The organism is Rothia mucilaginosa (assembly GCF_019334805.1).
GTDB classification, from domain to species: Bacteria; Actinomycetota; Actinomycetes; order Actinomycetales; family Micrococcaceae; genus Rothia; species Rothia mucilaginosa_C.
On sequence record NZ_CP079822.1, the window covers coordinates 1379927 to 1404861 of the forward strand.

Genomic DNA, 24935 nt, shown 5'->3' on the forward strand with positions numbered 1-24935 from the left:
CCACTGTTGGTGGTGTGTCCGAGCGGCCGAAGGTGCATCACTCGAAATGATGTTTGGTGTAAAAGCCAACGGGGGTTCAAATCCCTCCACCACCGCACCAACGAAAACCCGTCGAGATTCGTCTCGGCGGGTTTTTGCATGCCCGGATTGTTCTGGGGTGGTGCTGGCGGGTGCGTTAGTGGGTGTTTGTGCGGGGGTACTTCGCCTCGTTTTATAGGTTGTGTGCCACTTCCTGGGCTTTACCGGTGTTTGCTGATTCGGGGGTGGGTAAAATCGTATTATGCGTATTAAGATTCTTGACCACCCGCTGGTCTCTCACAAGATTAGTGTTCTGCGTGATAAGAACACTCCGTCCCCGATTTTCCGTCAGCTGGTTGATGAGCTGGTGACCCTTCTTGCCTATGAGGCGACTCGCGAGATCCGCGTGGAAGAGGTTGAGGTTGTGACTCCGGTGGCGACTACTACCGGTGTTCGTATTGCTGATCCTAAGCCGCTGGTTGTTCCGATTCTGCGTGCTGGTCTGGGCATGCTAGAGGGTATGACTCGTCTGGTTCCGACCGCTGAGGTGGGCTTCCTGGGTATGGCTCGTAATGAGGAGACCCTGGATATTGTGACGTATGCTGAGCGTCTGCCGGAGGACCTGACTGGTCGTCAGGTGTACCTGCTGGATCCGATGCTGGCTACCGGTGGCACTCTGATTGAGGCCATTAAGTTCCTGCGTGAGCGTGGCGCTGAGTCTGTGACGTGCGTGTGCCTGATTGCTGCTCCTGAGGGCATTGCTGCTCTGGAGAAGGGCATTGAGGGTATGGAGAATGTTGACCTGTTCCTGGCTGCTCGTGATGAGCGTCTGAACGAGAAGGCGTACATTATTCCGGGTCTGGGCGATGCTGGGGACCGCCTGTACGGTCTGGCTGAGTAGTTTTTCAGCGTAATTCACGTGATGTGAGTGGGGCGCCTCTGCATATGTTTAAGCATGTGCGGGGGCGCTTTGTTGTGTCTGCTGGAGGCCGTGTGCAGGTCATATGGTGTGGTGTTGGGGGATGTGTGTCTAACGGTCTGCTGTCTTGGGCGTTTATGGTGTTGTTGGGCGCTTGTGTGGGTTTATGAAACACCCTTGATAATATGTGATGAGGAACACTATAGTGCTTTGAGGGGCTTAAAATATATTGAGCATATTCACAGCTTCACATGAAAATACAGGGTGAAACCAGTAAATAAAAGAAGCTATGAATATTTATAAGGGAAAAATACTGAAAGCTTCAGGCAGTCCCTGAAACCCTAAAACATGAGAGGGGGCATTGTACTCCTCTCGCCCATAAAGATGAATCCACTATGCTGAATCCGCTTGATTTATCCGTCAAATAGGAGAAATATTAAGTAAGAGGATTGAAGCTCGAACAGGTATTGGGGACTGTTTGACTCGGCGTCACTTCCGGCGCACCCCACACCACGTACGACTGGGATCCCGTACACAGACTTTGAGAGAAGGTTGAACCATGTCAGGCGCTGTACCTGGATATGTACACATCTCCCAGCGCGGCCGCGCTGCTAAGCGTCAGGTCGTGCAGCCTCAGCGTCCCGCTGCGCCGGCTGCCACGTTGCGTCCGATGACTTTCTCAGCCGGTGACTCTGTCCATAAGCAGGCTCAGGAAAATGAGGCACGCGGCTTCGTGCTCTATGTGGGTTTGAACGAGGAACTTGCTGCGGCGAACGGCACCTCCCTGGTGCGTATCGTTCAGGATTTGCGTACTTATGCACACCATCTGGCTCCCGAGTCGGAGTCGTACGCCGCTGTGGCGTTGGCTCCTGTGAATGCTGAGGGTAGCGACCTTGAGGTGGTGCGTAATGCGCTCGGTGATCCGACCGCAATGTACATGCACCCGGAGGCGCATGCCGTCCGTGAGGCAGAGAACACGAATAGCCACTCCTCGGGTGTGCTGATTGACTTGGCTCGCCGCGAGGTGTTCCTGGATGGTGAGCCGCTCATGCTGACTTTCAAGGAGTTCGAGCTGCTGGCGCACCTGGTGGAGAACGCATCCCGCACTGTGGGTCGTGAGGAACTGCTGAAGGCTCTGTGGAGCTCGGGCGACGAGCATCCGCATGAGCGTACGATTGACGTGCATATTCGTCGTCTGCGTTCGAAGCTGGGCCGCTTGTCGGGTACCGTGCGTACGGTGCGCGGTCAGGGTTACCGCTTCTTTGAGCACCCCGAGGTTGTTGTCTGGGCTGCTCCGGAATACTCGATCTAGCGTGTACAGAATTTAGTTTCTGCAGAGTGCACCCCGGTGTGCTGGCGTGATGCCGGTGCGCCGGGGTTTACTTGTGCCGCCTATAGGCGTTAGTGTGCGTGTGGTGGCGGCGTGCGGGACGTTCCGGCGCCCTCTAGATAGAATGGGGGTATGGCTGAAAATTCTTCCAACACTGCATCTGGCTCGCACCGCAGCGGGGTCAAGCGTCTGATTATTATGCGCCATGCGGAGGCTGATTGGGGTCTGAATGATTTTGATCGCCCGCTGACGAAGCGCGGTCATGAGCAGGCTGCCGCCGCTGGCGCCTGGCTGGCTTCTCGCGGTTATATTCCGGAGCAGATTATGTCGTCATCGGCTTTGCGTACTCGCCAGACGACGACTTGGGTTTCGGATGGTTTGGGGGCGAAGGCGCCTACTGCTCATCTGGACGAGGGGCTGTATGAGGTGTCTGCGTCCCGCATTATTGCGCGCATTAACAGCGTTTCGGAGAATGTTCATTCTCTGATGGTGGTGTCGCATTTGCCCGGTGTGCAGGATGCTGTGCAGCGTTTGATGAGCCCTGATTCTGACCCGAATGCGTCGATGGATGTGTATTACGGCTTCCCGCCCTCTTCTATTGCGGTGTTTGAGGTGCCGGGGGAGTGGGCTCTGCTTGATGGGGCGGATGCGCGCCTCGTGGATTTCAAGAGCTTCTAGACTTCGCGCCTGAATGAAAAAGGTAAAGTAAAAGCCCCGTACCAGCTGGTACGGGGCTTTTTGTGGCGGAGACGGGGGGATTTGAACCCCCGGTCGAGTTTAACCCCGACCCTTCATTAGCAGTGAAGTCCATTCGGCCGCTCTGGCACGTCTCCACGGTGCGCTCGTGAGCGCATCCCTATAAGAATATAGGCTGTTTTGCGCTTGGTCAATTCGGCCCATGCTTTGGGGGATATCTCTGAGTTCGTGTTGCTCTATAGGGCGGACTATGGGTTGTAGGCTTTGAGGCTCATACACATTTTCGATAGACTGCTACTGTCCGACCGATAAATAGAGGGCGTCTCTGGCGTGTGATCTTTTCATGCAACGTTGCCAGAGTTGTCTTATTTACTCAACGAAATGAGAAATCATGTCTGAAAACCCCAACAACCCCCAGCCCCAGTTCAACCAGGACCCCCAGTTTAGCCAGCAGGCACCCCAGTTCAATCAGCAGGCTCCTTACGGTGTGCCCGTTCAGACCCCTGAGCAGCAGGTTCAGGCGAAGAAGGCAAAGACCCTGTCGATTGTCTCTCTGGTGAGCGGTATTGTGAGCTTCTTTGTCCTCGGTTTCATCCTTGGTGCTGTAGCTATTGCGACCGGCCGCCTGGCTATGAATAATCCCGAGTTGAAGAACCGCGGTATGGCTATTGCCGGTACTGTTCTGGGTGTCGTCAGTATTATTTTGCTGGTCGCATTGAAGATTTTTGTAAAGCAGTAAGATTGAAGCTACCTGCAGTAGCCTCATGATTTGAGGAAGCCCGCGAGCGCTCGTGCGCACGCGGGCTTTTGCATGCCCGTTCAGTGGCTTTCCTCTGCGTCAAGATGCATCGTAAGTACCCGAATGACGAATTCGTTTGTGCCCACCTCAGCGATAGGTTAGGGTGAGTAAGGTTCAATACACACCATTCACACGAAAGAGGGACCACATGTCTCAGAACCCGCAGGACTCTAACTCCTACGACTACAACCCGGAATACGGCAACCTGAACGAGCAGAACGCTCAGAACGGTCAGCAGCAGTACCAGCAGCAGTACCAGCAGCCTGGTCAGTACGGTCAGCCTATGATGGTGCCTGTCGGCATTGTTCAGAAGACCCCCGAGCAGCTTGCTGGCGAGAAGGCTGGTCAGACCTCCATGGTGCTCGGCATTATTGGTCTGATCTGCAACTTCTTTGTTAGCTGGTGGCTGTTCGGTCTGCCCTCGCTGATCATGGGTGTTATCGGCATTATGAAGGCTAATGAGGCTGAGCGTTTTGGCACTGCAGCTTCGGGCGGTCGCATCATGGGCTGGATTAACGCAGCTTTTGGTGGCCTGTTCTTGGTTGTAATCGGTGGTTTCCTGCTGCTGGGTCTTATCGGCTCGGCAGGTGCTGCTTCTTCCTCTTCCAACCACTTTACTGAGCTGGTCAGCACCCTGGCACTCTTCTAAAAGGTCTCGCCCTCCTAGAGGGTACATAAAAGCCCCGTTTCTCGTATTGAGGAGCGGGGCTTTCGCGTACCAGCTGGCACTCTACTGCCCTCTTAAAATGTATTGCGCGGGTTTGTGCGACAGATGTAGTTGTACCCGTTTCGGTGATAGGTTAGGGTGAATACTGTTTAACACACACCAGCCGTACGAAAGTGAGATGCCATGTCTCAGAATCCTCGGGGTTCAGACCCCTACGACTACAACCCGGACTACAACCGTCTGAACGAACAGTACAACCAGAATAGTCAGTATGGGCAGAATACTCAGTACGGCCAGTATGGCCAGTATGGCCAGGGTTCTTACGGCCAGTACGGGCAGAGCTCCTACGATCAGTATTCCTATGACCAGTACGGTCAGAATTCGTACGGTCAAGACTCGTATGGTCAGAATCAGTACGACCCGTATGGCCAGCAGTATCAGTACGGTCAGCCCATGATGGTTCCTATTGGTATTGTTCAGAAGACTCCCGAGCAGCTTGCCGGTGAGAAGGCTGCTCAGACTTCCACAGTGCTGGGTATCATCGGTCTGGCGTGTATTGTGACTCTCAGCTGGTGGCTGCTTGGTCTGCCTTCCCTGATTCTGGGGGCTATCGGCGTTATGAAAGCTAATGAGGCTGAGCGTTTCGGTGCCGCTGCTTCGGCAGGTCGCATCATGAGCTGGATTAGCGTAGCCATTGGTGGCATGTTCCTGGTGCTTTTCGGTGGAAGTCTTCTGCTGGCGATTATGTTGGCGCTTTCTGATTCCGCAGCCAATTCCAGACTGGTGGATGTTGCGCAGATACTGGCACTTATCTAAACGCTTTAGCCCTTCAAGAGAATCTGCAAGAGCCCCGTTCCTCAATGCGAGGAGCGGGGCTTTGCTGTGTATATGCCGTATGTTTGGTGGAATCGGCTCGACATGCTTGTTCCCCCGGCAGGGAAAGTCTAGGGTGGGCTTAACACCCGGTATTGAAAGGTCGTGGATACAATGTCGTCCTACTACCCGCAAGAGCCCAACCCCTTCGACCGGAATTTCGGCTACAAGGGGCTAAAACAGAATAAAAACACGAGCGAACACTATGACGACTACAACCCGAATGACCGCTACGACCCTGATAGTCGGCCTCCGCTGACATCGGTTCTGAACAAGAGAAGAGAGCCTTCTGAATGGGGTCTGGGGGAACGAGCCTCGCAACTCTCACTTGCCTTCGGTGTGCTCAGTCTTGTCAGTGTTTCGGTATGGGGCTGGTGGCTTTTCGGTACCCCTTCTGTAGCTCTGGGTGCTCTTGGTCTATGGAAGGCTAAGGAAGCAGATCGCTACGGTGCGATTCCTGCCGCGGGCCGCGTGCTGAGTTGGGTGGCTATTGTCAGCTTTGTGCTCGTGAACCTCTGGACACTGTGGGTGTGGATACGCAGTTATTAGGCGTTTTTGTCAGGTGTAGGAGCCTTCGATAGTAGGTGCATAGGGTGAAGCTAATATCTATTGTGTGTGGAATATGAAAGGTTATGATGCCCCAAAATAATGAAGTTTTTGATTACAATCCCGAATATGCCAAGCTCTACCAGGGAAATGGCAGCCCGCAGTCTGACGCTGACAACACGGACGATTGGACGCAACATGCGAGCAAGCAACCTTCCGACGAGCAAAGGGCACAAGACGGTAAAAAGGCAGCGAACGTATCCCTGCTTTTCGGCGCCCTCGGCCTCCTATTTTTCTTTCTAGGGTGCTGGTTGTTTGTCCACGATTTTGACAGTGGTGGTCTGCAGATAGTTGTTGTTGCACCGTTGCTGAACGTCCTGGGTATTTGGCAGGGGCGAGTAGCGAAACAGCACGGTGTACCTGCCCTAGCGGGTCGTATTCTCAGCTGGGCGGGTGTAATTTTTGCCCTTCCCTTCGCCATCATCGTCGCATTGTTCTTGATTGCCGTAGCCGGCCGCATATAACGGCGCCCCCGGTAACTCAAAACGGCGTATGCAAAGAGCCCTGTTCCTCGTGTTGAGGTACGAGGCTTTGCTGTATGTATGCCGTATGTTTGGTGGAATCGGCTCGACATGCTTGTTCTCTCGGCGGGGGAGGGTCTAGGGTGAAGTTAACACCCCCCCTCGTGCGGAATGTGAAAGGTTGTGGATGCGATGTCGCAGCTACCCCAAAATAACGAAGATTTTGATAACAACCCTGAATACGCCAAGCTCTACCAAGCGGATGACAGCCAACAGCCGGAGACTGACGGCACGGACGACTGGGAGCAACCTGCGAGCGAGCAACCTCCCGCTGTGCAAGGAACACAAGACGGTAAAAGGGCTGCGAACTTCTCCCTGCTTTTCGGCTTCCTCAGCCCGCTGTCTTTCGTTCTAGGGTTTTGGTTGCTTGTCCAGGGTCTTGGAGAAAGTGGTCTGCAGGTAGCTCTCGCCGCGCCGGTGCTGAACATCCTGGGTATCTGGCAGGGGTGGGTAGCGCAGAGGCACGGTGTACCTGCCCTAGCGGGTCGTATTCTCAACTGGCTGGGGCTATGCTTTTTCATCGGTATCGCCGCCCTCTTCATGTATATTGCGAATGCCTTGTCACAAATCAACTGACGACGCCCTCCGGTAACTCAAAACGGCGTATGCAAAGAGCCCCGTTCCTCAATACGAGGAACGGGGCTCTTTGCGCTCCACACGTGGAGCAGAAGCTATAACGCGGATGGTAAGGGATTTGAACCCTTGAGACGGGGTTACCGCCTACTGGTTTTCAAGACCAGCTCCTTCGGCCGCTCGGACAACCATCCATACGCACCAGAGACCGGCATTTTATGGCAATACCGTGCCGCAGGGCACTACGAGATTATCTCATGCGATAAGCTTTCTGTAAATCGCGCACCAACGATGGTGCTTCCGGCAATGAGGAGGACTCATGAGAGCAATTATTGAGAACAGTCACGGTGGACCTGAGGCCCTGACAATCAGCGAAGTCCCCGCCCCCGTACCCCGATCCCACGAAGTTCTCATTCGTGTTCACGCCGCCGGAATCAACCGCGCCGACGCCCTGCAGCGCCGCGGATTCTACCCGCCGCCCGCCGGAGCGAGCGCCATCTACGGCCTCGAAGTAGCCGGTGTCATCGAAGCCGTCGGTGAAGGCGCCTCCGTGGAGAACTGCGGCACCCCCGTCATGGCGCTCCTCGCTGGAGGCGGCTACGCCGACTACGTGACCGTACCGGTCGACCACGTGCTACCCGTACCCGAACAGCTGAGTTTTGCCGAAGCCGCCGGTATTCCCGAAGTCGCGGCAACCGTCTACTCGAACCTGGTTCTCACCTGTGGTATGAGCATGAACCCCGCCGAAAACCTCAAGGAAGACGGTGAACCCGCGGTGGTGCTCGTGCACGGTGGTACCGGCGGTATCGGTGTGCACGCTATTCAGCTGGCGCTCGCCGTAGGTACCCGCGTGTTTGCAACCGTGGGAACCGAGGAAAAAGCAGAATATGTGCGCTTACTAGGTGCGGAACCCATTATTTATACAGAACATTCGTTCCGTGAAGTTCTGCTGGCTGAAACTGGCGGACGCGGCGCTGACTACATCCTCGACGTCGTGGGCGGAAAGTACCTGGACGACAATCTGCACACCCTCGCCGACGGCGGGCACCTGTGCATTATCGGTCTGATGGGCGGCGCCAAAGCAGAAGTGAACCTGGGGTATATGCTCTCCCGCCGCCTGTCGGTGCACGCTACGAGCCTGCGTACCCGTTCGGATCATCAGAAGGCTGAGATTCTGCGAGGTGTACGCGAACACGTGCTGCCGCTGATTGAATCCGGCAGGATTGGCGTGGGTCTGGACCGTATCTTCGACATGGAGGAGGCGGCTGCCGCCCACGAATACTTCGACTCCGGTCAGCATCGCGGCAAGATTGTGCTGCGCATGGTCTAGAAATCGCTGCGCCCCTGCGGTGCTATTTTAGGCCGGTGCCATTTTAGACTGGCGCTGCGGGGAGCGTCGCGTGAGCGGCGTGAAGAAAATCTGGGTTTGAAATAAACAGTTGACTGCTGACATCTCGTCACCAAAAGAGATTTAGGGTAACCTAAGTATAGGGAGGTTTGCGGGTCGCCGCAGAGCCCATCGCCGGCAGCCTCCACCGACCAACCAACACGGCACACACACCACGCAGAGGAGGGCACATGGGACTTAAAAGCTACCTGCAATCGCGCCGCGACGACGCCGAGCTCGGCAAAGGCATCTGGCGCCGATCCCACGACCGGTTCATTCGCGGTATCGACCGCTTCCACCAGGTCCTCGAACGCCTAGCGGCAACCGACTCATCCGACTCCATGATCGAGCTCATCGTGCCGGATGCAAACGCGCTCGCCGACCTCATCCCGCGCGTGCGTGCAGTCGCCATGGAAGCGCACCGCCTCGCCCCCAGCGACGGCGATATTCCCGCCTCCCCATTCGGCACCTACTCCGACCTGAACCGCGCCCTCTCCAAGGCGGGCAACGCCGTGGCACTCTGCGCCGAAGCGCTCGCCATGGCACGCTGCTTCGGTAATTGTGCGAGTGCATGCGACCGCCAGGTGAGCGTGCACCGCCGCGTGGAAACCGTCATCCAGCACATTGAAGACGCTGAGCGTCTGATTCAGCGCGCCCAGAAGGAAGCCGCCGGCAAGCTGACCTTCGACGATGGAATCCCCGTGGGCCGCACCCAGCTGATTGAGGCATAACACAGGGCCTAAATTGCGGTCAACAGGCGGGTTAGTTTGATGTGCACCTCAACAGGCGATACGCTTAAAGAAGAGGTGTAGGACACTTCTTATGCGGTTCCGTCACAATGGAGGTGACGACACAATGCGATGGTACGCGCGGAAGAACCGCAGGCTTTTTCCTGCCCCTCTACGGCACAACCCAATGCATATACAATTCACGGAAGAAGTCACACACCATGTTTGAATTCCACCGCAATGAGCGTGCGCGTCAGCTGCGCCCCAGCCTCTCACGCTCCTGGCTCCTCGTGCGCGCCAACTCCTCCGAAGAAGTCTTTGAAGAGGCCTTCGAATCCGAGGCCGACTCCATCATTATCGACCTCGAAGACGGCTGCCCCGCCGAAGAGAAGGACGCCGCTCGCGAACAGGTCGTCCGTATGCTCAACTCCGGCGTCGTCGCATGGGTGCGAATCAACGCCATCACCACCGAACACTGGTGGAAGGACGTCAAGGCCCTCAAGAACGTGAAGGGTCTGCGAGGCGTCATGCTCGCCACCGCAGAGCACGCTACCGACATTGACCGTACCGCAGCCGAGCTACCCCCCGGAACCCCCATCATCGCGCTGATTGAGTCCGCGCTCGGCGTGCACCACTCGGTGGATATTGCTCGCGCAATCGGCACTTTCCGCCTCGCATTCGGCGCAGGCGACTACCGCCGCGACACCGGCTCCTCCGCAACCCCCATGGCGCTCGCCTACGTGCGTTCGCAACTGGTGATTGCCTCCACCCTGGGCGGTCTGCCCGGCCCCATCGACGGCCCGACCCTCGGCGCATACGGCGCTGACCTCTCCAAGGCATGCGGCTACGCGAACGACCACGGCATGACCGGTAAGATCACCCTCGACATTCGCCAGGCTGAGACCATCAACGCGGCATTCTCCCCGAGCGAGCTCGAAATCGAAGAAGCACACCAGATGCTCGACGTGCCCCTCGACGGCCCCCGCGACGGCTCCTACCTGCCGCGCTACCTGCGTGCAAAGAAGGTCAAGGAACTCGCCAAGGTCTACGGCCTGTGGGGCAAGACCGACAGCGACTTCCAGCGCGCATCCAAGTAAGGCGCTGGTCTAAAGTACACACGTAAAAAGCCGCGCATCCGACCCCCGAGCGGGGAACCGGATGCGCGGCTTTTGTCTGCCTGAAACCTCACGAGGCTACAGCCTGGCGGGCTGCTGGTCGGCGGTCTAGTTGCGGGGCGATTTGCCGCCCGTCAGCGCATGAGCGCACACGTACGAAGTCACCAAGGAAATCACAATCGGCACCAGGAACGAGGTGTCATCCTCATACACGGAACGGTAGAAGAACCACACCGCCAGGGAAACCACCAGCGCCAGCACGTACACCAGAGCAAAACGCATCGTGGGGCTCATCGGGCGTGCAGAGCCCGCAGCGGCGCGACCTGCCTGCGCACGGCCACTCTGGCGCTTAGCGGATGCGGATCGAGAAGACATGAGAATCTCCTAAAGTTCGACGGTGACATCTTCGAGAAAACGACAACTCTCAGATGCTAAAAACCGCCGCAACACACCGGAAACCGGCACGCGTTACGGCGGATGTGGAGCCCCCAGTGGGATTCGAACCCACGACCTTTTCTTTACGAGGGAAATGCTCTACCCCTGAGCTATAGAGGCGCATATGCTGCCGTTCTCAACTGCCCGAAAGCAACCGGTGAACAGTGCATACCCCGCAATAGTACCAAAAAGGCGGGGGAGAGGCTAATTACTTTCAACACCGGCCCCGCAGCTGGGAGCAGGCGACAGGGCGGCTATGGTGTGCACTGCATTCACCCCGCAAACCCGCCCGAAGATAGGGAAAGTTCAGGGCAGAGGCATACAATAAACCCTATACCCACGGCGGCTGACAGCACCTCAGAGTGCACATCAACCACAGATTAATCAACCACAGATGTAGCAAACAGGCCAGCCCGCCACCCGTAGAGAGAGGAACCCCCATGACTTCACCCCTCAACCGCCGCACCCTGCTACTGGGCGTAGTGCCCGCCGCCGCCCTGGGGCTGAGCGCATGCGGTTCCAGCTCCTCCCAGCCTTCCGCATCGGCGTCTGCGAGCGGTTCGGCGAGCGCATCTGCAAGCACCGCCGCTACCTCCGCAAGTGCTACCGCGAGCGCTTCGGCGTCTGTCGACCCCTCGGCTACTGCTTCGGCAACCGCCGATGACGGCTACGTCGGCTACCGCCTCAACCGCGAAGTACCCGGTGCAGGCACCGCAACCCTGTACACCGACTACCAGTGCCCCTACTGCGCCAAGGCAGAACCCAAGTTCGAAGAAGCCGCCAAGAAGCTTGACGGCATCATGAACGTGACCGTGCGCCACATGCCGCTGAACATGCACGCCAACGCCGTACCCGCCGCACTCGCCGTAGAAGCCGCAGCAGCTCAGGGTAAGCACGTTGAAATGGCGAACAAGCTCTTCAACACCCAGAACGACTGGAAGAACATCAAAGAGCGCGACAAGCTGCGCACCCTCTTCAACGACTACGCCAAGGAACTGGGCCTGAACGTCGAAGAATTCGACAAGGTCCTACTCGCCTCCGACACCGTCAAGCCCATCCAGCGCGACTACGAGCACGCCGTCAAGATTGGTGTGAAGGGCACCCCCACCTTCGCCGTGAACGACAAGGTCGTTGAGGGTCTGGATTCCTCCTCCTCGGTGGACGACCTGGTCAGCACCTTCAAGCGTGAAGCTGGCGTGAAGTAGTGGCGCACATTCAGCTCTCCGGCGGTCAGCGCGCCGAAATCCACCCGGACGGGTTCAGCGACCACGGCTACGTCCTCGAAATCGGTGGCGCCGAGCAGTCCCACGTGGACGTGCAGAACCCCGACTACGTGTTCTACGAGTACCTGCGCCGCATCGCAAACGCGGTGGATGCGCTCGCACCCGCCGGCGAACCCATCACCGCCGCGCACCTGGGCGCCGGTGCGCTCACCCTCGTGCGTTACATTCAGGCGACCCGCCCCGGCTCCCGCCAGGTTGCCGTGGATATTGAGCCCGAGCTCATGGGCTTCGTGACGGACCGCCTGCCGCTACCCGCAGGCACCGACTGCCAGCTTGTGGTGGGGGATGCCCGCGAGCAGCTGGCGAACCTGCCCGAACTGCTGGGCGTGCCCGGCTTCGATGCGATTATCCTCGACATCTTCACCGGCATGGACGCACCCGCCCACCTGGCGAACCGCGACTTCTACCGCGAACTCAAGGACGCCCTGAGCGAGCGCGGCATGGTCGCCATCAACGTGGGCGACGACGCGGGTCTGCCCTTCTTCCAGCTGCAGGCAACCGCCATGCTGGAAGTCTTTGACCACGTGTGGTGCCTGTGCGAGAGCTCCATGCTCAGCGGGCAGAACGAAGGCAACCTCGTGCTGGTTGGCACCGCCCGCGAGCTGGACGAGGACACCCAGGACCGGCTGTACGCGATGGGTCCGCATCCGGCGGAGGTGCTCACCACCGATGAGCTGCGCGACCTGCTGAACGAGCTGGCCGAGAGCTAAACCTGACATACAAAACCGTTGAGGCGGGTACCAACCAGGTACCCGCCTCAACGGTTTTCTATAAGGCTTTCTGTACGCCGCACGCGGGCAGAATTTTAGTTTTTACTCGGGTAGCGGCATGGGAACGGGGTCCTCACCGTCATCCTTCTGTTTGGGGGAATCGCCCTTCGTGGTGGTCAGCGTAATACCCACACTCGCCGTCATCAGCAGACAGATTGCCACCCAACGAATCGGGCCGGTCTCCTGATCCAGCAACGCCCAACCGGCAATCGCCGCAATCGCCGGTTCCATGCTCATCAGCACACTAAACACCTGCTGCGGCAGGTTACGCAGAGCCATCAGCTCCGCGCTATAGGGAATCACCGAAGCGAACATCGCGGTACCAAAAATCATGAGGAGCAGCATCGGATCCTGCGCCGCATTCCACATCGGCTGAGGAGCCGGAACAACCGCTGCCACCGGGGCAATGAATGCGGCACCAACAAGCATCGCAACCGCCAGACCGCTCGCACCCGGAACCAGGGCACCCACCTTCGCGCTCGAGCGAATATACAGCGCCCAGAACACGCCAGCAATCAGCGCGAACGTCAGACCCAGGTAGTCGGTATCCTTACCGACCGCCGCCTCATAGCCGAGCACCAGCATGCCCGCCAGAGCGCAGAGCACCCATACCGCGTCGCGGAGCCTGCGCGTCAGCATGGACGCCAACGCCAGCGGGCCCAAGAACTCCACCGCAACCGCCAAACCAATCGGGATGCGGTCAATCGCGCAATAGAAGAAGCCGTTCATCAGACCGAAAGTCATACCGAAAATGATGACGGCATGCCACTGCTCCTTCGACCACGACAGCGCACCCGGCGGCATTTCGCCGCCGCGGCGGGTATGCCAACGCGCCGCCAACCACACGGCGCTACCCACCACAATGGAAGCAATCGCCAGGCGGCTGACACTAATAGCCAGAGCGCCAAACAGCGGGAAAAGAGTAATCGCGAACGCGGCACCGAACTGCAGCGATGAGCAGGACATCAGCACAAACATAATGCCCAGTGCGGGGCGTTGAGATGAAGTATGCGGCATGATTCTCCTTCCTGCGCCTCACAAGGCGGTACTTCTCCACGTGTGCATGCTGTGCCGCTACGGGGCAGAACGAACGCTCCAATAGCGCCGTTTAAAGAGCGCGCCCCCCCCTGGCAACACGAGATACTATCCTACTCGTTACCCGGGGGGGGGCTAGAAGCCGTTGACACGGCTACAGTTCAGTAGATTAGAGGCCCTTCGCCTCACGGTCAGCCTTAATCTGTTCAGCCGACGGAATCGTAATAGAGTTAGTCGCCATCTGCGCAATATCCACCGCGTGCGCATCCACCGCACCCGGCAGGTAATGGTCCGCATCCTCCAGCGTGCCGTCCTCCTGCGCCTTCTTCTGCGCACGAGCGTGAGAAATCGAAATACCGATACTCGCCGCCACCAGCAGAGCAATAGCAACCCAACGAACCAGGCCGGTAGCTTCACCAAGCATCACAATACCCACAGCCGCCGCAATCGCAGGCTCCAGGGACAGCACCACGCTATAAATGTGCGCGGGCAGCAGACGCAGCGAAGAAACCTCACCCAGCGCCGGCAGGGCAGAAGCCAGCAGACCCATCAGGCAGCCAATAGCCAGCAGGTGCACATCCTGGGTGACCTTCAACAGGTTATTGCCGCTTATCAGGAACGGGAACGGCAGAACCAGCAGGGTAGAGACAACGTTACCCACGACCATGCCGCCCATACCCGGAATCAGAGCGCCAACCTTCTCAGTCGCCAGAATATAGGCGGCACGAGAAATAGCGGTCAGGATTGCGAAAACCACACCCATCAACGCGAAATCTTCAGGCTTCGCCTGGGACTCAGCAGTCAGAATCGCCATGCCCGTAAATGACAGAGCAATCCACACCAGGTCCAGCTTACGGCGCGACATAACCGTCGCCAGCACCAGCGGACCCATAAACTCAATAGCCACCGCAATTGCTAGCGGAACCTGCTCAATAGCCACATAGAAGAAGGCATTCGCACCGGTCAGGGCGACACCGAGGACAATGACCGCCATCCACTGCTGACGGGTCCACGAACGAATCTGCGGGCGGAAGAACACCCACAGCAGGATAGAAGATGTCAGCAGGCGCAGAGCGACCACGCCCCAGGGGCCCAAATCGCCCATGAGCTGCTTGGCAAGAGCCGCACCGAACTGCGCCGAAATAATCGCGCCGGTCGCGTACGCAACACCCAGCCCCTGAGTCGCCAGGGGAGAACGCGCAGCATTGGGCGTATGGGTGGAAGAAGTCATAGTATTCCTTAGGATTCAGAAGAGGTATTAGCCGCTATCTGTCATCAGGCGCAACCCGAATCTCCGTGAAGCAGGTCACGCACTATGCAAACAATGAATAGTGTGTAATCTACGACAATTTTACGCGCTTTAAAATTGGGCGCAAATAAAGACCAAAACACCCTAACAAGCGATCAAAAACCTCCACGCCCTCGGTGAAATTTCACCCCCCAAACCCCACCACAGGCCCCATATTCAGGAAAAATTCACCAAGCCGTGATTTACTGAGAGCATGCTTGACCCGAAGAAGTCTCTATTCGATGAAGACGGCAACCCCCGTCCCGCACTGACCACCACCCTCGACAACGTACTGCGCATGCAACGACCGCTCGCGCTGTCCATCGTCAAAAAACTGCGTGAAGCACACCCCGACGAAACCCCCGAACAAATCCACAAGCGCCTCGACCGCACCTACCTGCGTGACATCACCGCCATCGGCGGCGTCACCGGCGCATCCGCATTCGTGCCCGGCGTCGGCACCGTCACCTCCATGAGCCTGTCCGCGCTCGCAGTCGGCGGCTACCTCGAACGCACCGCACTCTACGCCCAGGCAGTCGCAGAACTGCACGGCGTGCACGTACACGACCCCGAAACCGCCCGCTCCATGGTCATGGCAATCATGCTCGGCGAAGAAGGCTCCCAGCTCATGAACACCGTGCTGCTGCAGACCGGCAAGGCAGGCGGTGTCTCCAACAAGTGGGGCATGCTGCTCGGCAACTCCTCCAGCGGCAAGATGTTCAGCGTCGAACGTACCATCCGAAACATGTTCATCCGCCGCTTCCTCACCCGCCAGACCGGTGCACTGCTCGGCCGTGCCCTGCCCTTCGGCGTGGGCGCAGTCGTTGGCGGTGGCGCGAACCTGACCCTCGGCAAGGACGTCGTGCGCAACACCCGCCGAGCCTTCGGCGACGCGCCCGCCTACTTCCCCGCAGAGCTCATGATTACCCCGCGTGCACCGCGCGTACAGGGCGGCGAAGGTTCGGACGGCTCCTCCGGCGTGGCTGGCTCCCTGCTCAAGGGCGTCAAGGACGCAGGTAAGGCTGTAGGCAAGGTCTTCACCCGCGACAAGGGCAACGACACCGAAACCGGTCACCACCGCATGCTCGGCCGCTAAAATCCTCGCCGGTCATAAAACCGGAACATAGCGAAGACCCAACACGCTAAAGACCCCGAATCCCTGAATACAGGGAACCGGGGTCTTCTGTTCTTATCCTTCGCTACGGACTAAGCGTTCTTCGCGTGATCCAGCAGCTGAGCCGCAATACCGTTATAGGTGTGCGGAGTCAGAGCCGACAGACGCGCCTCAGCCTCGGGGGAGAGGCCCAGAGTGGCCACGAACTCCTTCAGACGAGCGGCATCCACGCGGTGACCGCGAGTCAGCTCCTTCAGACGCTCGTACGGGTTCTCCATGCCGGGAACACCCGCGATAGCCTCAGCACGCATCACCATCTGGATCGCCTCAGCCAGAACCTCCCAGTTCGCATCCAGGTCAGCGGAAATAACCTCGGTCGCAATATCCAGACGCTCAAGACCCTTCACTACATTGGAGATAGCCAGCACCGAGTGACCAAACGCCACACCAATATTGCGCTGCGCCGACGAGTCAGTCAGGTCACGCTGCCAACGAGAAGTCACCAGAGTCGAACCCAGCGAATCCAGCAGAGCGTTGGACAGCTCCAGGTTAGCCTCCGCATTCTCAAAGCGAATCGGGTTCACCTTGTGCGGCATAGTCGACGAACCGGTCGCACCAGCCACCGGAATCTGACGGAAGAAACCAATCGAAATGTAGCTCCACACATCGGTGCAGAGGTTGTGCAGCACACGGTTGAAGTGAGCGATATCCGAGTACAGCTCAGCCTGCCAGTCGTGCGACTCAATCTGAGTGGTCAGCGGGTTCCAGGTCAGGCCCAGGTGCTCCACAAAACCACGAGAAATCTTCTGCCAATCAGCGCTAGGCACCGACGCATAGTGAGCAGCGTAGGTGCCGGTCGCACCGTTAATCTTGCCCAGGAACTCGATAGCCTTCACGTGCTTGACCTGGCGCTTCAGACGGTAGGCGAGCACGCCCAGCTCCTTACCCAGGGTGGAGGGGGTTGCCGGCTGGCCGTGAGTGCGGCACAGCATCGGCACGTTGCGCCCTTCCTCAGCCAGCTTCAGCAGAACCGCAATCAGCTCCTCAGCGGCAGGAATCCACACGTTCTCAACGGCGTCCTTGATGCCCAGCGCGTAGGCGAGGTTGTTAATGTCCTCGGAGGTGCAACCGAAGTGAACCAGCGGCACCAGGTGACCCAGGCCCAGACCCTCCAGACGGCGGCCAATGTAGTACTCGACCGCCTTCACATCGTGAACGGTGACTGCCTCAATCTCTGCCAGCTCAGCGACAGAATCAGCGTTGAAATCGGTCACAATGGCGCGCAGGCCCTTCTTCTGCTCCTCGCTCAGCGGGGACAGACCCGGCAGCACCTCGTGCTCGCACAGGTAAATGAACCACTCAACCTCAACGTGGATGCGGTCGCGGTTCAGCGCCGCCTCAGAGAGGTAGTTGGTCAGGGGTGCGGTCACGGAAGCGTAGCGTCCGTCCAGGGGGCCCAGCGCAAGTTCGCCGGTGCCCAGATCAATACGGCCAGAAGGCAAGAAGGTGTTATTGGTGTGAGACATAACTCTATTTTTGCATGAATTCGCCGAAAAAAAGAGGCGGGCAGAGCATATGGACGTGATGGGCGGCTTGGCTAGTTGCAGAAATATGACAAAACGAGGGGGTGCGGAGGGGGCATTTTTCGGGTGATAAGGGGCAAAAACGTGCGAATTTTTCGAAACAAGCCGGAGTTATCCACAGGTTGCCGTACCCCGCCTGCACGGTCACCGCAACAGATTTAGCCTAAAACAAACCCAAACACAGGACAGAAACAGGCGCATAAACAACCAGTCCAACCATCGAAAGGACGCCCCATGAACACAATCGTCGACACCGCACCGCCTCCCGCACCCCAGCTGCCCCGCATCGAACCAACCGATATCCTCCGCGCAGCAGGACACATGGGCATCGGCACCGCAGCCGGACACGCCCTCGCCGAGCAACTCATGGCAGCCGCCGCGCTCGCCCGCGCCAAAGGCGCAGAACTCTCCCACCGGATGCGCACCGAAGCCCAAGAAATCCGCACCGCACACCAACGCGCCAACGAACTCAACGGCGACCACTGGGCATCCGAAGCCGGACGCGCCTACCGGCGACAACTTGAAGAACACCGCGAAAAAATCCGCAACCAAGCCGAACAAGCCGAAAGCGCCGCCGCCATGATTGCCGCCGCCGGCGAAGAACTCGCCAACGACCTCACCACCAAAGCGCAGGCAATCGAAGCCGCCGCCTCCGCCGTAGATAACCTACTCGGCAAGCTCGCAGACGGTGCCGCCGACATCCTCGAAAAACTCAACCCCGGCGAAATTATCGCCAAATCAGGCGTGCAAAAAGCCCAGTCAGCGCTCGATTCGCTCATGCACGTGAACCTGCCCGACGGGCTGAGCTCGCTCATCCGAACCCACTAACCTCACCCTAGGAGAAACCATGCTTACCGGACCTACCGTTGCACCCATCGGTGACCTCTCTGGGCCCGTAGACCCCACTGGGCCTGGTGTGCTTACTGGGGGTACCATCAGCGTTACTCTCGAAGAAATGCCCGCCATTGCCGACGGGCTCGACACCGTCAGCCGTACCTGCGCCGACCGCACCATGCCGATTCTCGGCATCGCCGCCGAAACCAGGCTCTTCCTCGGCATCAATGGACGTGCCCAGCAGGCTGCCGCCCTCTGCACCGGCCTCGCCGCAGACCTCGGTATGAGTGCCGCAAAGTTCGGCGTCACCGCAGCCGCCGTCCGAGCCGCCCACAGCTCCTACCTGCAGGTCGAAAACACCGTCGCAGGCTGGTTCGATTCCATGGGCATTGCAAAGGACGGCAAGCTGCCCGACGGACGCAGCACCCGAGACCACTTCCGCGGCCTCATCGCCGGAGAACCTGGCGAAGCTGAATACCTCTTGAAGCTCACCATTCCCGAGCTCGGGTACTTCTCGGCCTCTCGGATGCTGCCGTATTCGCCTATCGTCGCGGGTATTATCTTCGGTTTCACCGCCTATATGGATGCCGTATGGAACCCCGAAATTGCCCGTCAGCGTATTGCTGGCCGGCTCTCCGCCGTGACAAAAATACCCCAGGAATTTATTGAAAAAGTTTTGGCAGTAGGCGGAGTTGGAATCGTCGGTCCCCTCCGTGATCCGGATTCTGATAAGAAAGCGCATAACATGCGCACAGCCTCAGCTGATGAGTACGGGGTTAGCGCACATTCCGGTGAGAAAGACCGTCTCACAGTGGATGCTAGTGCTGAACGTCTGCAGGCAGCCGCTAAGGCGCAGGACCAGGAGTTTGCACGCTCCCAACAGGACCCGACTAAGGGTGAACGCGGTGCCGTGCTCGTCACCGTCATGTACGAAGCAGGACACGAAGGCGATCCCGCCTATGCCCTGTACGTCGTGAGTATTCCGGGCACTAACTTTTCTTCCTTTGGTGGGTCTCCTATGGATGTCCCTGGGGCTCTTCGCGAAGCACTGGGTAACGATACTCTGGAGAACCCCGCCTATCAGATGGTTCTGCAAGCTCTCCGTGAAGCCGGAGCACCTCAGGGCGCCCGTGTGTACATGGAAGGCTTCAGCCAGGGAGGCATGATTGCCTACAACATGGCGAATAGTACTGAAGTCGCTAAAGAGATCAATATTGTGGGTGTCTACGCTCAAGCTTCCCCGCTACGAGGTCTACCGGCTAAACGTCGTGACTTTGGAGTTGACTACGTGGAAGGAGATGGAGACCCGGTTCCTGACTCCGCTCTGAGAGAGGGTGGATGGAGCCCCGATGAACGCGATACCGCAATTACGGTCTCAAATTTCAAACATGACGGAGGGGCATATAGGGAAACCCTGCAACGCGAAGGATACGGACACCAAACTCTGGGTGCTCTCAGAGCAGCCATGGGCGACAAGGATTATGTGCAAGGGGAACAAAAGGTCACCTCGGGCTCCGCTATGCCAGATGGTTACACGTTTGAAGAACGTCTGAACGAGTATGGATTACGTGGGGCTAGGTACACTCAACAGGCTCTTGATGCTGGGGTACAACTTGATCCTCGATTTTATTACGAGGCCGCAGACCAATATACAGATGGAGAACTACACCGAGTAGATAGTGTAGTGCGTGGCAACGTCGAAAATACTCGGCAGAAAATCGAAGATACCGTCTCCGATGTCCAGCAGGGCATGGAGATTGCCAAGCAGAGGGCCGAGGGCCTCCAGCGAGAAGCTGGAGAAACCGTACAGGCGGCTGCTGGGCAAATCCCCGCCATCATTGAGGGCGTCAAAAAGACCCTCCCTCACCCCGAGCCGACTCCGCAGGAAAAGCCTCAGAGTCCGAAGCCTGCATGGCCCGAAACCCCTGTGCCGCAGATGCCCAAGATGCCCCTCCTGCAGGGATACAACCCGCAGAATATTCCGCCCGCCATCAATATGCCGGCGGATCTGAACCGTCCGGAGCCTGCGCCCATCAAGTTGCCCGCCCGCATCGAGGCAGAGGGTCAGCTGCCCCCTGCAGGTCTAATCCCGCCGGATATTCTGCCCAAACCCGCAGACCTGCATACGCACATCGAAAAGGCTGTTACTCAGCCAATCATCGATCACATGCAGCTCCCTAACGCTGGTTCTGTGCTCCAGGATCCGTTCCTCGGGCCCCGACAGGGTGGAGACTACGACGGTGGCGAGTCGCTCATCCCGACCCTGCCGGACCTGAAGCCTGTGCCCATGCCAATGTTCCCGCCCGAGAACATTGACCCCGGGTTCCTCGCACCGGCTCCGCCCGAGGATCTGAATCCTCTCGAGGAGCGCGAACCTATGGCGGTCTAAAAGCACCAATCTCAACGGCTCGGTGGAGGGTGGAGGGGCGAGTAGAGTAGAGAAGAGAAAGGAGGGGCGCCGCCGGAAACAACCCCGGAGGCGCCCCTCCATCTTTGCGTACAGCCTTTGCGTGCGGTGCTTCTTTGTGTGCTTGCCTTTGCGTGTAGCGCTCGCGGCTAGTACCCGCTGTCTGCACAGCTACATCTTGCTTGCGACCTGCTCTCCAGGTGAGAAGCGTTAGCCTCCGAGCCGCCCGCAGGCACATACTGGAACCATGAGCCAGTCAGCTGAACACGCCAATATCCCGGTCCGCTCCGTCTTCAACACCCTGCCCAGCTACGCGGCAGGCAAGCCTCCCGCGCCCGTTGAAGGCCTCACCCAGTACAAGCTCTCCTCGAACGAGAACCCGCTGGGTCCCGTACCCGAGGTCGCGCGCGTCCTCGCAGAATTTGCGAGTGTGCACCGCTACCCCGACCCGCTCTCCACCGCCCTGCGTCAGAAGCTCTCCGCACGGCTCGGCGTGGACGCTGACGACATCGTCACCGGTGCCGGAAGCCTCGGCGCGCTCAACCAAATCCTCAAAACCTTCGCTGGCGTCAACGCCGACGGTGTGCAGGACGAAGTCATCTACGCCTGGCGCTCCTTCGAGGCATACCCGATCCTCGTCGGCATTATGGGCGCTCGCAGCGTGCAGGTGCCGAACCTGCCCGACGGCTCACACGACCTGGACGCCATGGCGGCAGCCATCACCGACCGCACCCGCCTGATCCTGGTCTGCACCCCCAACAACCCGACCGGCCCCGCCGTCACCGAAAGCCAGATCCGTGCGTTCCTGGCGAAGGTACCCGCCCACATTCCCGTGGTGATTGACGAGGCGTACTTCGAGTTCTGCGCCGCCTCCACCGTGCCGGAGGGCGAAGAAGCCCCGCTGAACGGCATGGACATCTACCACGACTACGAGAACGTCATCATTCTGCGCACCTTCTCCAAGGCGCAGGGCCTGGCGGGTCTGCGCGTGGGCTACTCGATTTCGCACCCGCAGATTACGCAGCACCTGCGCGTGGCGGCAACCCCGTTCGCCGTGACGGCGCTGGCTGAGGCGGCGGCTATCGCCTCCATCGAGCATGAGGATGCGGTGATGGAGCGTGTGAGCCACCTGGTCTCTGAGCGTGAGCGTGTGACCGCTCGACTGCGGGAGCTGGGCTACGATTTCCCGAGCACGTACGCGAACTTCGTGTGGCTACCCCTGGGGGAGCGCACGAGTGAGTTTGTGCAGCTGATGGCTGAGCATGCGCTGTCGGTGCGTGCGTTCGGTACTGAGGGTGTTCGCGTGAGTATTGGCGAGGTGGAGGCGAATGACCGTTTCCTCTCGCTCTGCGAGGTCTTCGCGGAGGGGCTCTAGAGCCTCTGGTGAAGGGGAGCGGGTGACCACCCGACTCTAATTCAACCCTAATTGAACAATGTACTATTTTCCCTTGTCGAGGTTCGTTTAGGCTTTTCAATCGGTTCTCGCGTGGGAAAAATGATGGCCGAAAAAGCTCTCAATAGTTAAATTAAACCTCCCGTATATTCTCAAAAAGGAATATACGGGAGGTTTAATTTAATAATGTTCAAATAGTGAATGACAGGGCACAATACACTGCGTTATCAGCGTAACTGCCGCGAGATAAAGCCGGAAAGAGTAGACTGGTAACTATATATGCCCAGACCCTCACAGGCCTGCCGGAACACCTCAAACCCTGCACCATCAGGTGAACGTTGAGACTAAAACCCGGGCCGCTGAGGGCCAAGCCCTCGTCACGTGTGGAGGTTAGATGCACGAGAACGACAAGTACCCGGGAGTGCCCGAACGCATCCAGCTCATGGATGAAAACGGCACCGTACACGAACACCCCACCTACAGCCGGTACATCGAAGACGTCAACGCAGACACCCTGCGCGAGGCATACCGCCTCATGTACACCACCCGCCGATTCGACGACGAGGCAACCGCCCTGCAGCGCCAGGGTCAGCTCGCCCTCTGGGTGCCCAGCCGAGGCCAGGAAGCCGCACAGGTCGGCTCCGCACTCGCCTACGCACCCAACGACTACATCTTCCCCTCCTACCGCGAGCACGCCGTCGCCTTGACGCGTGGCGTGGACTTCCGCGACCTGATCACCATCTTCCGCGGCTCCACCACCCACGGCTGGGACATGAAGGCACACAACTTCCACACCTACACCAAGGTGCTTGCGGCCCAGACCCTGCACGCAGTCGGCTACGCCATGGGCCTGAACTTCGACGCCGATATCGAGGCTGAAACCGGCACCCGCCGCACCGGTCAGGGCCAGGCAACCGACCCCACCGAGGACACCCAGAAGCCCGCCGTGGCGGTCTACTTCGGTGATGGCTCCTCCACCGAGGGTGACGCACACGAATCCATGGTTTTCGCCGCCTCCTATAACGCGCCGGTGCTCTTCTTCGTGCAGAACAACCGCTGGGCTATCTCCGTGCCCTTCGAGGTGCAGTCCCGCGTTCCGGTGTCCACCCGCGCCGCAGGCTACGGCTTCGAGGGTATTCGCGTTGACGGCAACGACGTTCTCGCCGTACTGGCTGCAACCCGCTACGCCATGGAAAAGATTCGCGCCGGCGAAGGCCCCGTGCTGATTGAGGCTGAAACCTACCGCCTCGGCCCGCACACCACCGCGGATGACCCCACCAAGTACCGCACCGATGCCGACCTGGAAGGTCCCCTGCGCCGCGACCCCATGCTTCGCCTGGAGAAGCACCTGCGCGAGCAGGGCTACGCCGATGATGCCTTCTTCGAAGAGGTTGCAGAATCTGCGCAGCAGGTCGCGAACGGCGTGCGTGAGGCAGTGCTGAACTCTGAGGTTGCCGACTTTGAGTATTTCTTCGACCGCGTCTACGTGCAGGAACACCAGCAGGTGGAAGACGACCGCGAGTTCTACCGTAACTACGTTGCAGGCTTTGAAGAGGAGTAAGCATGAGCGAGAAAATTGAACGTTTGACCCTCGCCAAGGCGATTACCCGCGGCCTGGAAGACGCCATGGAAGCCGACCGCACCGTCGTCATGCTCGGTGAGGATATCGGCAAGCTCGGTGGTGTGTACCGTGTGACCGAGGGCCTGCAGGCGCGCTTCGGTAACCGCCGGGTCATGGATGCGCCCCTGGGTGAGTCCGGCATTATCGGCACCTCCATCGGTATGGCGCTGCGCGGCTACCGCCCCGTGCCGGAGATCCAGTTCGACGGCTTCGTGTTCCCCGCATACAACCAGATCACGAGCCAGCTGGCGAAGATTCACAACCGCACCGATAAGCAGTACACGGTGCCGGTGACTATCCGCATTCCGTACGGTGGCGTGATTGGTTCGGTGGAGCACCACTCCGAGTCCCCGGAAGCACTGTTCGCCCACACGGCGGGCCTGCGTATTGTGACTCCCTCGACTCCGCACGAGGCGTACTGGATGACCCGCAAGGCGATTGAGTGCCCGGATCCGGTCATTATTTTTGAGCCGAAGCGCCGTTACTGGCTCAAGGGCGAAGTGGACTTTAGCGATACTTCCTTTGATCCGTTCAGCGCCCAGGTGGTGCGTGAGGGTACGGATGCGACCATCGTTGCGTACGGTCCGCTGGTTCCGGTTGCTCTGGCTGCTGCGGAGGCTGCCGTGGAGGATGGCCGCTCGATTGAGGTCATTGACCTGCGCTCGATTTCGCCGCTGGATGTGCCGACCGTTGCTGCTTCGGTGGCGAAGACTGGCCGCCTGATTGTCGCGCACGAGGCGCCGACCTTCGGCGGTATGGGTGGCGAGCTGGCTGCGGCGATTACGGAGCGTTGCTTCTACAGCCTGCAGGCGCCAGTGATTCGCGTGGGTGGCTACTACATGCCGTACCCGATTTCCCGTGTTGAGGAAGAGTACGTGCCCGATATTGACCGTATTCTTGAGGCGGTTGACCGCGCTTTTGACTACTAGGCATTCCCTGA

Annotated in this window: 24 protein-coding genes and 4 tRNA genes; 21 read left to right on the forward strand and 7 right to left on the reverse strand. The window is 58.8% G+C overall.

The genetic code is table 11. The annotated features are described in order from the left end of the window. Positions 1-8: 8 nt before the first annotated feature. From LPB405_RS05430 to LPB405_RS05445, 4 genes are all read left to right on the forward strand, one after another. A tRNA-Ser gene (locus tag LPB405_RS05430) sits at positions 9-95 on the forward strand. Positions 96-280: 185 nt separating this feature from the next. Next, positions 281-919 (forward strand): uracil phosphoribosyltransferase, encoded by a 639-nt coding sequence (upp, locus tag LPB405_RS05435; RefSeq protein ID WP_005507583.1) that lies wholly within the window; start codon positions 281-283, stop codon positions 917-919. 577 nt (positions 920-1496) lie between these two features. Beyond that, positions 1497-2249 carry a winged helix-turn-helix domain-containing protein gene (locus tag LPB405_RS05440; RefSeq protein ID WP_219100512.1) on the forward strand — a complete coding sequence of 251 codons (753 nt, stop codon included), beginning with the start codon at positions 1497-1499 and terminating at the stop codon, positions 2247-2249. Between the two features lie 150 nt (positions 2250-2399). Continuing rightward, positions 2400-2945: a SixA phosphatase family protein gene (locus LPB405_RS05445; RefSeq protein ID WP_219100514.1), complete on the forward strand. Its 546-nt coding sequence runs from the start codon at positions 2400-2402 to the stop codon at positions 2943-2945. 63 nt (positions 2946-3008) lie between these two features. On the opposite strand, the gene LPB405_RS05450 is transcribed toward LPB405_RS05445, so the two are convergent. Beyond that, positions 3009-3100 (reverse strand) — tRNA-Ser (locus LPB405_RS05450). A 254-nt stretch (positions 3101-3354) separates the two neighbouring features. Here LPB405_RS05450 and LPB405_RS05455 point away from each other — a divergent pair. The 6 genes from LPB405_RS05455 to LPB405_RS05480 all read left to right on the forward strand — a co-directional run bounded on the left by LPB405_RS05455 (position 3355) and on the right by LPB405_RS05480 (position 7005). Next, positions 3355-3702 carry a DUF4190 domain-containing protein gene (locus LPB405_RS05455; protein WP_219100516.1) on the forward strand — a complete coding sequence of 116 codons (348 nt, stop codon included), beginning with the start codon at positions 3355-3357 and terminating at the stop codon, positions 3700-3702. Between the two features lie 208 nt (positions 3703-3910). After that, positions 3911-4411 carry a DUF4190 domain-containing protein gene (locus LPB405_RS05460; protein ID WP_219100518.1) on the forward strand — a complete coding sequence of 167 codons (501 nt, stop codon included), beginning with the start codon at positions 3911-3913 and terminating at the stop codon, positions 4409-4411. A 201-nt stretch (positions 4412-4612) separates the two neighbouring features. After that, positions 4613-5245: a DUF4190 domain-containing protein gene (locus LPB405_RS05465; RefSeq protein ID WP_219100520.1), complete on the forward strand. Its 633-nt coding sequence runs from the start codon at positions 4613-4615 to the stop codon at positions 5243-5245. Positions 5246-5416: 171 nt separating this feature from the next. After that, positions 5417-5851 carry a DUF4190 domain-containing protein gene (locus LPB405_RS05470; RefSeq protein ID WP_005504423.1) on the forward strand — a complete coding sequence of 145 codons (435 nt, stop codon included), beginning with the start codon at positions 5417-5419 and terminating at the stop codon, positions 5849-5851. Positions 5852-5934: 83 nt separating this feature from the next. Then, a complete protein-coding gene (locus tag LPB405_RS05475) occupies positions 5935-6372 on the forward strand; it encodes a hypothetical protein (RefSeq protein WP_049340393.1) in 438 nt (145 codons plus the stop codon). Between the two features lie 189 nt (positions 6373-6561). Beyond that, a complete protein-coding gene (locus tag LPB405_RS05480) occupies positions 6562-7005 on the forward strand; it encodes a hypothetical protein (protein WP_049353995.1) in 444 nt (147 codons plus the stop codon). 103 nt (positions 7006-7108) lie between these two features. Here LPB405_RS05480 and LPB405_RS05485 read toward each other — a convergent pair. After that, positions 7109-7196 (reverse strand) — tRNA-Ser (locus tag LPB405_RS05485). A gap of 125 nt (positions 7197-7321) precedes the next feature. Between LPB405_RS05485 and LPB405_RS05490 the strand changes: the two genes are divergently transcribed. The 3 genes from LPB405_RS05490 to LPB405_RS05500 all read left to right on the forward strand — a co-directional run bounded on the left by LPB405_RS05490 (position 7322) and on the right by LPB405_RS05500 (position 10214). Further along, positions 7322-8332: an NAD(P)H-quinone oxidoreductase gene (locus tag LPB405_RS05490; protein ID WP_219100522.1), complete on the forward strand. Its 1011-nt coding sequence runs from the start codon at positions 7322-7324 to the stop codon at positions 8330-8332. A 248-nt stretch (positions 8333-8580) separates the two neighbouring features. After that, positions 8581-9120 (forward strand): dehydrogenase, encoded by a 540-nt coding sequence (locus LPB405_RS05495; protein ID WP_219100524.1) that lies wholly within the window; start codon positions 8581-8583, stop codon positions 9118-9120. 218 nt (positions 9121-9338) lie between these two features. Further along, on the forward strand, positions 9339-10214 hold the full coding sequence (locus LPB405_RS05500) for an HpcH/HpaI aldolase/citrate lyase family protein (RefSeq protein WP_005504437.1): 876 nt from the start codon (positions 9339-9341) through the stop codon (positions 10212-10214). 126 nt (positions 10215-10340) lie between these two features. Here the strand turns inward: LPB405_RS05500 and LPB405_RS05505 are convergent, their stop codons facing one another. Beyond that, entirely contained in the window at positions 10341-10607 is a 267-nt protein-coding gene (locus tag LPB405_RS05505; RefSeq protein ID WP_005504446.1) for a hypothetical protein, read from the reverse strand. 105 nt (positions 10608-10712) lie between these two features. Then, positions 10713-10787: transfer RNA gene (locus LPB405_RS05510), tRNA-Thr, on the reverse strand. A gap of 320 nt (positions 10788-11107) precedes the next feature. On the opposite strand from LPB405_RS05510, the gene LPB405_RS05515 reads away from it, so the two are divergent. Further along, a complete protein-coding gene (locus tag LPB405_RS05515) occupies positions 11108-11872 on the forward strand; it encodes a DsbA family protein (protein WP_219100526.1) in 765 nt (254 codons plus the stop codon). Then, positions 11872-12660 carry a spermidine synthase gene (locus tag LPB405_RS05520; protein WP_049340381.1) on the forward strand — a complete coding sequence of 263 codons (789 nt, stop codon included), beginning with the start codon at positions 11872-11874 and terminating at the stop codon, positions 12658-12660. Before LPB405_RS05515 ends, LPB405_RS05520 begins: the two co-directional genes overlap by 1 nt. A gap of 102 nt (positions 12661-12762) precedes the next feature. Here the strand turns inward: LPB405_RS05520 and LPB405_RS05525 are convergent, their stop codons facing one another. After that, positions 12763-13737 (reverse strand): EamA family transporter, encoded by a 975-nt coding sequence (locus LPB405_RS05525; RefSeq protein ID WP_049340378.1) that lies wholly within the window; start codon positions 13735-13737, stop codon positions 12763-12765. A gap of 187 nt (positions 13738-13924) precedes the next feature. After that, positions 13925-14986 (reverse strand): EamA family transporter, encoded by a 1062-nt coding sequence (locus tag LPB405_RS05530; protein WP_012902817.1) that lies wholly within the window; start codon positions 14984-14986, stop codon positions 13925-13927. A 271-nt stretch (positions 14987-15257) separates the two neighbouring features. Between LPB405_RS05530 and LPB405_RS05535 the strand changes: the two genes are divergently transcribed. Next, entirely contained in the window at positions 15258-16139 is an 882-nt protein-coding gene (locus LPB405_RS05535) for a hypothetical protein (RefSeq protein ID WP_049346152.1), read from the forward strand. 110 nt (positions 16140-16249) lie between these two features. Here LPB405_RS05535 and purB read toward each other — a convergent pair whose 3' ends face one another. Then, positions 16250-17683 (reverse strand): adenylosuccinate lyase, encoded by a 1434-nt coding sequence (gene purB, locus LPB405_RS05540; protein WP_219100528.1) that lies wholly within the window; start codon positions 17681-17683, stop codon positions 16250-16252. Between the two features lie 291 nt (positions 17684-17974). On the opposite strand from purB, the gene LPB405_RS05545 reads away from it, so the two are divergent. From LPB405_RS05545 to LPB405_RS05565, 5 genes are all read left to right on the forward strand, one after another. Further along, positions 17975-18568, forward strand: a complete 594-nt coding sequence (locus LPB405_RS05545) for an ABC transporter substrate-binding protein (protein ID WP_219100530.1) — start codon at positions 17975-17977, stop codon at positions 18566-18568. Between the two features lie 127 nt (positions 18569-18695). Continuing rightward, positions 18696-20963 (forward strand): extensin, encoded by a 2268-nt coding sequence (locus tag LPB405_RS05550; RefSeq protein WP_257604865.1) that lies wholly within the window; start codon positions 18696-18698, stop codon positions 20961-20963. A gap of 265 nt (positions 20964-21228) precedes the next feature. Then, a complete protein-coding gene (locus tag LPB405_RS05555; RefSeq protein ID WP_219100534.1) occupies positions 21229-22356 on the forward strand; it encodes a histidinol-phosphate transaminase in 1128 nt (375 codons plus the stop codon). 412 nt (positions 22357-22768) lie between these two features. Next, a complete protein-coding gene (locus LPB405_RS05560) occupies positions 22769-23935 on the forward strand; it encodes a thiamine pyrophosphate-dependent enzyme (RefSeq protein WP_219100536.1) in 1167 nt (388 codons plus the stop codon). A gap of 2 nt (positions 23936-23937) precedes the next feature. Beyond that, positions 23938-24924, forward strand: a complete 987-nt coding sequence (locus tag LPB405_RS05565) for an alpha-ketoacid dehydrogenase subunit beta (protein ID WP_070677686.1) — start codon at positions 23938-23940, stop codon at positions 24922-24924. Positions 24925-24935: the final 11 nt, after the last annotated feature.